This window comes from Pseudomonas sp. GM21, assembly GCF_000282215.1.
Lineage (GTDB): Bacteria > Pseudomonadota > Gammaproteobacteria > Pseudomonadales > Pseudomonadaceae > Aquipseudomonas.
Genome location: NZ_AKJS01000184.1, coordinates 1 through 2,434, shown reverse-complemented (window position 1 = coordinate 2,434; position 2,434 = coordinate 1). Strand labels below are relative to the sequence as shown.

1 protein-coding gene is annotated in these 2,434 nt (G+C 60.1%); it reads left to right on the top strand.

Annotated features, from left to right (window positions below; genetic code table 11):
• Positions 1-21: 21 nt before the first annotated feature.
• Positions 22-2,434 (top strand): beta strand repeat-containing protein (locus tag PMI22_RS03140; RefSeq protein ID WP_162131662.1); only part of this gene is annotated, 2,413 nt, incomplete at its 3' end.

Genomic DNA, 2,434 nt, shown 5'->3' with positions numbered 1-2,434 from the left:
TACAACGGCACGGTGCCAACGGTGACCTACACCGTCACCGACGGTTCGGGCAGCAACGACACCTCGACCCTGAAAATCAGCGTCACGCCGGTCAACGACAACTTCATTGATGCCAGTGAAACCGTCACGATCAACGAAGACACCTTGGCCTTCGGCAACGTGCTGACCGGGACTTCGAGCGTCGACGGTCCCGTCAGCGTGCTCAACTTCACCATCGGTGCGACCACTTACGCGGCAGGCGTCCCGGCAATTATCGCCAACGTCGGTATCCTGGTGATCGCGGCGAGCGGGGCTTACACCTTCATCCCGGCCCCCAATTACAACGGCACGGTGCCAACGGTGACCTACACCGTCACCGACGGTTCGGGCAGCAACGACATCTCGACCCTGAACATCAGCGTCACACCGGTCAACGACAACTTCTTCGATGCCAGTGAGTTCGTCACGATCAAAGAAGACACGGTGGCGACCGGCAACGTGCTGAACGGGACTTCGAGCGTCGACGGCCCAGTCAGCGTGCTCAACTTTACGGTTGGCGGCACCCAGTACCAGGCCGGCGAAACCGTGACTATCAACAATGTCGGCAGCCTGGTGATCGGGGCCAACGGGGCCTACACCTTTACTCCAGCCGCCAACTACAACGGCACGGTGCCAACGGTGACCTACACCGTCACCGACGGTTCGGGCAGCGACAACACCTCGACCCTGAGCATCAGCGTCACCCCGGTCAACGACAACTTCATCGATGCCAATGAAACCGTCACGACTAACGAAGACACGGTGGCGACCGGCAACGTACTGACCGGTACGAGCAGCGTCGACGGCCCAGTCAGCGTGCTCAACTTCACCATCGGACATTTCACTTACGCAGCAGGCGCTACGGCGACTATCGCCAACGTCGGCACATTGATCATCAAAGCGAACGGGGCGTACACCTTCACTCCAGCCGCCAACTACAACGGCACGGTGCCAGAGGTCAGGTACACCGTCACTGACGGCTCGGGAACCAATGACATCTCGACCCTGAACATCAGCGTCACCCCGGTCAACGACAACTTCCTCGATGCCAGTGAAACCGTCACGATCAAAGAAGACACGGTGGCGACCGGCAACGTGCTGACCGGGACTTCGAGCGTCGACGGTCCCGTCAGTGTGCTCAACTTCACCATCGGTGCGACCCAGTACACGGCAGGCACCACGGCGACTATCGCCAACGTCGGCACATTGGTTATCAAAGCGAACGGGGTCTACACCTTCACTCCAGCCGCCAACTACAACGGCACGGTGCCAGAGGTCAGCTACACCGTCACCGACGGTTCCGGTACTGACGTCACCTCGACCCTGAATATCAGCGTCACCCCGGTCGATGACAGCTTCACCGATGCCAGTGAAACGGTCTCTACTCTGGAAGACACCGCCGTTACTGGCAGCGTCCTTACCGACACGATCAGCGTCGACGGACCGGTCAGCGTGCTCAACTTCACGTTTAACGGCACCCAGTACCAGGCCGGTGAAACCGCGACCATCACTAATGTCGGCAGCCTGGTAATCGGGGCCAACGGGGCCTACACCTTCACTCCAGCCGCCAACTACAACGGCACGGTGCCAGTGGTCAGCTACACCGTCACCGACGGCTCCGGTAACAATGTCATCTCGACCCTGAACATCAGCGTCACACCGGTGGATGACCTGAGCGTCCTGGGTGCGGATACCAACACTGTCGATGAAGACCACGCGGCCACCGGCAACGTGCTGGACAATGACAGCGATGTGGATAACACCCTGAGCGTGGCCACGTTCACGGTTGACGGCATGACCGGCAGTTTCACCGCAGGCCAGACGGCGACCATCGCCAACGTCGGCACCCTGATTATTGGGGCCGATGGCGCCTACACCTTTACCCCGGCCGCGAACTACAACGGCACCGTGCCGACCGTCACCTACACCACCAACACCGGCTCCACCAGCACGCTGAATATCAGCGTTACCCCGGTCAACGACCTGAGCGTCCTGACCGCTGATACCAACACTGTCGATGAAGACCACGTTGCCACCGGCAACGTACTTGGCAACGATAGCGATGTCGACAACGACCTGAGTGTCGCGACATTCACCGTACAAGGCGTCACCGGTTCCTTTACCGCGGGTCAAGTCGCGACTATCGCCGGTGTCGGCACTGTGACTATCGCCGCCAACGGCGACTACAGTTTCACCCCAATGGCGAACTGGAACGGCACTGTGCCGACCGTCACCTACGCCACCAACACCGGTTCCACCAGCACGCTGAATATCAGCGTCACCCCGGTCGATGACAGCTTCACCGATGCCAGCGAAACGGTCTCCACTCTGGAAGACACCGCCGTTACCGGCAGCGTCCTTACCGACACGAGCAGCGTCGACGGCGACGTGACAGTGCTCAACTTCACCATCGGTG